This is a genomic window from Mucilaginibacter sp. P4_G9, from assembly GCF_056400985.1.
The window spans coordinates 1-7,438 of record NZ_JBFUKF010000244.1 but is presented as its reverse complement, the minus strand read 5'-3'; the positions used below and the strand labels follow the sequence as shown (position 1 = coordinate 7,438).

Genomic DNA, 7,438 nt, shown 5'->3' with positions numbered 1-7,438 from the left:
GAGGTACGACGAAGCAATCCCCTACATACAGAGGAACCATGCTTGTCTGAGTTCCTTATCAGGAATTACTTTACTACTACGCTTTAACCAAACTCTCATACAAATCAATCCATTCCGGATTAAAGGCATTAATCAACTTAATTTTCTTATTCCTGCTACCACCTTTTAACAATTTCTCAGCTGCTATCGCCTCTTCAATATGTGCGTAGGGCTCATAATAAATCAACTTAGTACAATTATACTTTACAGTAAAACTATCTGGATAAGTTTTATTCTTATGATCCAGATCCTACTAATTATATCAGAAGTTACACCTACATACAATACAGAATGTGTCATATTTGTAATGATGTAAACGTAGCCTCCTCTTCCCATTTTTATTAATATAAATAATAATTTGGCCTGTATTACATAAAAAATATCTAAAAAAGCTAGTCATAAGTACAAAGCAATTCCGAACTTACAGAGTAGCAATGCAAAACCGATCTGTAAAGTTAGGGATTGCTTCGTCGTACCTCCTCGCAATGACGGGAGGGTAAAGAAATCCTATATTATTAAAACACTGTATCTTCCACCTCTTCCGCATGTGCCGGATAATCAGTAGTATAATGCAGTCCCCTGCTCTCTTTGCGTAACATAGCCGATTTTACCACGATGAATGATACCTGGATTAAATTACGCAGCTCGCAAAGTTTTACCGATAGCTTGGTTTTTTTGTAGAAAGATTCTGTTTCTTCGTACAATAAGCCTAACCTGCGCATCGCTCTTTCCAGCCTGAAATCAGACCGAACAATACCCACATAGTCATTCATCAGCTTCTGCATTTCGCGTACGTTGTGTGTAACCAGGATATCTTCGTTTGATAGTTGTACACCATGCTCATCCCAATCAGGTATATTACCAGGTATCACAAAATCATTAAATTTACTGATAGCATCCTCATAAATCCTGTGTGCAAAAACCAAAGCTTCAAGTAAAGAATTGGAAGCCAGCCGGTTAGCACCATGCAAACCAGTTGATGAGCACTCACCACAGGCATACAACCTTAATATGGACGATTGGCCAACATGATCAACCATAACACCGCCGCACATATAATGACAGGCCGGCGCCACAGGGATCATATCTTTGGTCATATCGATACCAATCTCCAGGCATTTGGCGTATATATTAGGGAAATGATTTAAAATGTCTTTTTTACTCCGGTGCCTGATATCCAGGTAAACAAAATCCTCCCCCGATTTTTTTATCTCGGCATCAATAGCTCTTGCTGTTATATCTCTTGGTGCCAATGATTTACGCGGATCATACTCCTGCATAAATTCTTCTCCATTGGTACGTTTTAAGATTCCGCCGAAACCACGCACCGCTTCAGATATCAGGAAAGAAGGATATTCACCCGGATTATACAAAGCGGTAGGATGAAACTGTATAAATTCCATATTACGCACCTTACCTTTTGCCCTGTACACCATGGCAATTCCATCGCCGGTAGCAATAGTTGGGTTGGTAGTAATTGAATAAATATGCCCGGCACCACCTGACGCCATTACAGTAACTTTAGATAATATCTTTTCAACAACATTACTTTCGGTGTTAAAAGCATAAATACCATAACAGGTAATATCCGTACTCGATTTACCCACCAGCTCGCCTAAATGATGCTGGGTGATCAGGTCGACAGCAAAATAATGTGTTAAGATCTCGATGTTTGGATTCTTATGAATCTCTTCCAATAACGAACGTTCTATCTCCAGTCCGGTTACATCCTTATAATGTAATACCCTGAATTCGGAGTGGCCGCCTTCTTTTGCAAGGTCATAAAACCCTTCGTTTGTTTTATCAAAATTGGTTCCGTAATCAATAATCTCGTTAATTCTTTCCGGGCCTTCTTTTACAACTGCTTCCACAACTTCCCGGTCGCAAAGGCCATCACCGCTAATTAATGTGTCTTCTATGTGTTTTTCAAAAGAATCTTCCTTTTTATCCACAACTRCCGCAACACCACCCTGGGCATACTTAGTGTTGGATTCATCTTCGTTTGATTTGGTAACTATCAGAACCTTACCATGTTTTGCAGCCTTAAGTGCAAAACTTAGTCCGGCTATGCCTGATCCTACGATCAGGAAATCAACAGTTCGGGTCATATTTTAAGTATAAGTTGTGTAAATGTACACGATATGTTAATAACACGTATAAAGATGTTAATTTGATGTAAAGAAATAGCTAACAAATACTGAAACCGTGGATAACCTCCAATTTTGTTGCAGAAATGAATAATTTTTGAGCGACTTTTGCATAGTTTAAACACTAAAGCTAACATTTTCTACATTAACAAAATATTAACATATAACTTTTAAAAGTAAAATTTGATTCTAATAGTATTCACAAAATCAAACTGATACAAAATAAAAAAGTGTGGAAAAGTGTTAATAAAAAGTTAAAAATAACTTTTACCAGAAAATGTATAGCGACTTTTGCACATAACTAACACCTTAACAAGTAATAGTTTTATTTATATAAAAATATAGTTGTTATTAATTGATTTGTTGAAATGGATATCTTCGAAGAAATAAATGTGACAGGATTTGTGGACGAATACATCGACCCCACGCTTGATCTGTTTGATGAAATTGAAAAACTTAAAAAGGAAAAAAATGCAGTCATACTGGCTCATTACTACCAGGATCCGGATATTCAGGATATTGCAGATTATATTGGCGACAGCCTTGGGTTATCTCAGCAGGCTGCAAAAACTGATGCCGAAATTATTGTTTTTGCCGGTGTACATTTCATGGCCGAAACTGCCAAGATATTATCGCCAAACAAAAAAGTTTTATTACCCGACTTAAAAGCAGGATGCTCATTAGCAGATAGTTGCCCTCCGCATTTGTTTAAAAAGTTTAAAGAAAACTATCCCGATCACCTGGTGATCACCTACGTAAACTGCACTGCCGAGCTGAAAGCTTTAAGCGATATCGTTTGCACATCGAGCAACGCGGTACAGATAGTTGAAAGCCTGCCGAAGGACCAAAAAATAATATTTGGGCCGGATAAGAACCTTGGGGCCTGGGTGGCCAAAAAAACAGGCCGCGACCTGGTATTGTGGAATGGTGCCTGTATGGTACACGAGATCTTCAGCCGTGAAAAGATAACCAAACTAAAAGAAAGGTACCCGAACGCTAAACTGCTGGCCCATCCCGAATGTGAGGAAGTGATACTGCAGATGGCCGATTATATAGGTTCAACAACGGGGATCCTGAAGTATGCCGGTAATCACCCGGATAAGGAATTTATTGTAGCTACAGAGGCAGGTATTTTACACCAGATGCAAAAGGAAAACCCGGATAAAACATTTATTCCGGCGCCACCCAACAACAGCTGTGCCTGTAACGATTGCCCGCATATGAAGCGTAACACATTGGAGAAATTATACCTGTGTTTAAAAAATGAAATGCCAGAGATTACAGTACCGGCTGATATTATTGAAAAAGCCGTAAAGCCTATTGAAAGGATGCTGGAGATATCGGCAAGATTGGGGTTGTAAGGTATTGATTGTCAGTGATATTTTTTAATATAATCTATGTCATTGCGAGGAACGAAGCAATCGCATGCTATACAGAGTGGACCAGCACAGTTCGCGATTGCCGCGCTGCGCTCGCAATGACATGGGTGTCGTTGAGTCCTAAACCCTACACATCATTGCTGTTTTTTCCCGGGATTACCTTGGGGGATACTCGCAATGACGCGTGGAGAGGAAAGAGGTAAGTATTAAGGGAAGAATTTTTAAGGCTTAGCAAAGGATTTTTGCTAATAAGTGCTAAAAACTCAAAAAAATTTCCCGCCTTCKGYGGCAGGCATCAAAGCGTTTTTTGCGACGGCGCGAAAAAAATTAATATAAGATATAGTTCCATAACTGATTAATAAGATCAGCTTTAAATAAAAATAATAGTACCAGTGAAATCACCATAAACCGGTGAAATCATAAAGCATATGTTTGAAAACCAGGAGAGAACCAATTTAGAAGACTTAGGCGAATTTGGCTTAATAAATCATTTAACAAAGAATATAAAGCTTGGGCAGCCAGGCACGGTTAAAGGAGTGGGAGATGATGCCGCGGTATTGGATTTTACCGGCAAAAAAGTGTTGATAAGTACCGATATGTTGCTGGAAGGCATCCATTTTGATTTGGCTTACACGCCATTAAAGCATTTAGGCTATAAAGCCATCCAGGTAAACCTGAGTGATATTTACGCCATGAACGGGACGGCATCTCAGGTTACGGTTTCGATAGGTTTATCAAGCAAGTTCCCTTTAGAGGCTATCGAAGAGTTGTATGAAGGTATCTATATTGCCTGTGAAAAATATAATGTTGACTTAATTGGGGGTGATACTACATCATCAAAACAAGGTTTGGTGATCAGCGTAACTTCCATTGGTTATGCCGACGAAGCCGATATTGTTTACCGCAACGGCGCCGGTGAAGGTGACCTGATCTGTGTATCCGGCGATTTAGGGGGCGCTTATACCGGCTTGCAATTATTGGAACGCGAAAAATTGATCTACCTCGAAAACCCAAATATCCAGCCCGACCTGGAGGGGAAAGATTATATTGTTGAACGCCAGCTTAAACCCGAAGCGCGCAGGGATATAGTTGAACTATTGAAAAGTATTGATGTAAAACCTACTTCAATGATAGATGTATCAGACGGTTTGGCATCCGAAATTATGCACATCTGCAAGCAAAGCGCAAAGGGCTGCAACATATACGAAGAAAAGATTCCTTTAGACCCAATGACCTTTGAAACTGCCCGCGAATTTAACCTTGACCCGACCGTGTGCGCGCTGAGTGGCGGAGAGGACTACGAGCTTCTATTTACCGTTAAGCAAGCCGACTACGACAAGATCAAGTTCAAAATGGACATAACCATCATCGGCCATATCACCGAGGCTTCAGCGGGCTGTAATCTCGTCACGAAAGCTGGCAACTCACACCCATTGAAGGCCCAGGGATGGAATGCATTTAAAAAATCGGAATAAATGCTAAGCAGGTTTTTTGGCTGGTTTTATTTGAATAAACACCCTGAAGGGACGGTGCCAAACCAGGTGATTGCTGGCACATTTATGCTGTATTTTGYGTTGCTGCTGCAAATGATCAGCAATTTGCTTGATGGCATTAACCTGGCTGCTTTTATATTCCTGTTCGGCTTTCTTTTTTACTTCATTTTTATGACCGGCGAGGGCCGCAAATGGGCAAGGATAGTAATGCTTATCCTGATATTATTAAACTCCTATGCCCTTGTTGCAAATATTACCCATCCGGCAATAGCACCTGCCGGGGCCGTTCAACCCGCTGTTTTTTTTAAAACACCAATATTTTTAACCGGGTTGTTTATTTTGGAAGTGTTGCTTGAGCTTATAGCAATGGGGTTATTGTTTTCTACACAAGCAAAAGGGTGGTTTGGCAGGGTGAGAACTAAAGTAAATTAACCCCGGAGGCCTACTCCTCTCCCAAAAATTTACTATCAATTTGCTTATCAGCTTTAGCACCTAACTTTTTGATCTTTTCGGCAGTGGTTGTCAAATTCCCCCTGCCATCCGATAGCTTGTTTACGGCGCTGTTGTAAGCCGTTTGTGTTTGGTTTATGTTTCTGCCAATACTGTCCATGTCGCCCAGGAAACCTACAAACTTATCATACATATCACCGCTTAAGCGGGCAATTTCAAGCACATTCCGGTTCTGACGCTCCTGTTTCCACATACTGGCGATGGTACGCAGGGTGGCCAGTAATGTTGACGGACTTACTATCACAACCTTTTTATCCCAGGCGTAGTTGAACAACTCGCCATCCAGTTGTACGGCTATGCTGAAGGATGATTCTATCGGCACAAAAAGCAATACAAAATCCGGGGAATTTATTTTATAGAGATCATGATATTTTTTGGCAGATAATCCATTGATATGTCCCCGGATAGATTCTACATGAGCTTTGGCAAAAAGCTTCCTGTCTTCCTCGGTATCGGCATTAACGAGGCGTTCATAGGCAATGAGGGATACTTTTGAATCGATAACCAGGTGCTTTTCATCCGGCAGATCAATAATTACATCCGGCTGGTAACGTGTGCCATCATTAGCCTGCATAGCCGCCTGGATACGGTACTCCTGGTCTTTAACCAGTCCCGAACGCTCCAATACCCGCTCCAATATTACCTCGCCCCAGTTGCCTTGTTTTTTGTTATCACCCTTAAGGGCTTTTGTTAAATTCTGCGCCTCATCGCTAATTTGTTTGTTGAGGTCCATCAGTTGGGTAATTACGCCTTTAAGCGTATTGCGCTCGGCGGCTTCCATGTTGTAAACCTTCTCTACCTTATCCTCAAAGGCCTTCAGGTTTTCTTTGAGCGGATTAAGGATCAGATCCAGGTTGGTACGGTTTACATCAATAAATTCCTTTGATTTTTCTTTGAGCAGTTTTTCGGCCACATTCTCAAACTCGCGCTGAAACTGCACGCGGATCTGCTCAATTTCCACCTTTTGCTCCTGAACTTTTTCCTGTTGCGATTTATAGTAGGCCCGGGCGCTCTCCAGCGATTGATTGGCTTGTGCAAGCAGGGCTCGTTCCTGAAAAAGTTCATCCAGGATGCGGTCCTTATCTTCTTTTAAAAACTGGGTGATGTTTTCCTTTTCGTTGGCTAAGCCGCTGGCTTTTTCCTCGGCTTTGGCTAAGGCAATTTTAAGCTGGTCACTCTCGGTACGGAGTTTATTCAGTTCCGCGGCCGAAATTAATTCAACAGTCTTTGGTTTTTTGATGAACAATAAAACAGTAATCAACAGGATAACTACTGAAGCGATCATTATAATATCAGCACTCATTTTGATAAAAATATTAGCAAATTTAAGTTAATATTTTTAGTAATGGAAAGATCGCATTGGTTTCAAACAAATCCGACAATCATGATTTATGTAAGCTAAGTTTATTCAGATATAAAGTACCAGGGAATATTGAGCAACCCTTTTTTTAAATGAATGGTAACAGCTGAACCAATTGGTGACTGATCGTAAAAACTCATAGAAACCTGAATCTCTTTTGTTTGTGTTTGCGGCCCCCACTGATCTATCTTTATATAGGGATGAGTGCCTTTATTGTGATTGATATAATGGTCTATAACGGTTGCGTGATAGATCTGTTCTGTTGAACGATCAAACAGGCAGTCGACCTGTATTAAGAAGCCATAACCATATAAAAGGCTGATCAACAGTAATAGAATTATGCTGCCTTTTTCTTCGACAACATTTTTACCCGCATTGGCATGTTTTAATGCCATGCCAAAAATAAATGCTGGTATAATAAACAACCAAATGCTGTTATTGTGAAATATGTCGTTCCTGGTTGCGGTTATTTCCAAATTAATGTTAGTAATTATGTATGTAGCTATATTG

6 protein-coding genes are annotated in these 7,438 nt (G+C 40.4%); 3 read left to right on the top strand and 3 right to left on the bottom strand.

All coding sequences use genetic code 11. The annotated features are described in order from the left end of the window. Window positions 1-554: 554 nt before the first annotated feature. Window positions 555-2,147 carry an L-aspartate oxidase gene (gene nadB, locus AC1DPZ_RS18260; RefSeq protein ID WP_477406010.1) on the bottom strand — a complete coding sequence of 531 codons (1,593 nt, stop codon included), beginning with the start codon at window positions 2,145-2,147 and terminating at the stop codon, window positions 555-557. Between the two features lie 407 nt (window positions 2,148-2,554). Here nadB and nadA point away from each other — a divergent pair, with 407 nt between their 5' ends. The 3 genes from nadA to AC1DPZ_RS18245 all read left to right on the top strand — a co-directional run bounded on the left by nadA (window position 2,555) and on the right by AC1DPZ_RS18245 (window position 5,490). Continuing rightward, window positions 2,555-3,547 carry a quinolinate synthase NadA gene (nadA, locus tag AC1DPZ_RS18255; RefSeq protein ID WP_477406008.1) on the top strand — a complete coding sequence of 331 codons (993 nt, stop codon included), beginning with the start codon at window positions 2,555-2,557 and terminating at the stop codon, window positions 3,545-3,547. A gap of 446 nt (window positions 3,548-3,993) precedes the next feature. Continuing rightward, on the top strand, window positions 3,994-5,040 hold the full coding sequence (gene thiL, locus AC1DPZ_RS18250) for a thiamine-phosphate kinase (RefSeq protein WP_477406006.1): 1,047 nt from the start codon (window positions 3,994-3,996) through the stop codon (window positions 5,038-5,040). After that, entirely contained in the window at window positions 5,041-5,490 is a 450-nt protein-coding gene (locus AC1DPZ_RS18245; RefSeq protein ID WP_477406004.1) for a hypothetical protein, read from the top strand. It begins immediately after the preceding gene. 10 nt (window positions 5,491-5,500) lie between these two features. Here the strand turns inward: AC1DPZ_RS18245 and AC1DPZ_RS18240 are convergent, their stop codons facing one another. Further along, complete coding sequence (locus tag AC1DPZ_RS18240) at window positions 5,501-6,871, bottom strand: DNA recombination protein RmuC (protein ID WP_477406002.1); 1,371 nt, start codon at window positions 6,869-6,871, stop codon at window positions 5,501-5,503. Between the two features lie 101 nt (window positions 6,872-6,972). Further along, window positions 6,973-7,438: hypothetical protein (locus AC1DPZ_RS18235; protein WP_477406000.1), on the bottom strand; the 466-nt coding region annotated here is incomplete at its 5' end.

What these genes read in the sequence shown, in the direction of transcription:
- nadA (WP_477406008.1), top strand. Translation starts at nt 2,555, where the DNA reads ATGGATATCTTCGAAGAAATAAATGTGACAGGATTTGTGGACGAATAC.
- thiL (WP_477406006.1), top strand. Translation starts at nt 3,994, where the DNA reads ATGTTTGAAAACCAGGAGAGAACCAATTTAGAAGACTTAGGCGAATTT.
- AC1DPZ_RS18240 (WP_477406002.1), bottom strand. Translation starts at nt 6,871, where the DNA reads ATGAGTGCTGATATTATAATGATCGCTTCAGTAGTTATCCTGTTGATT.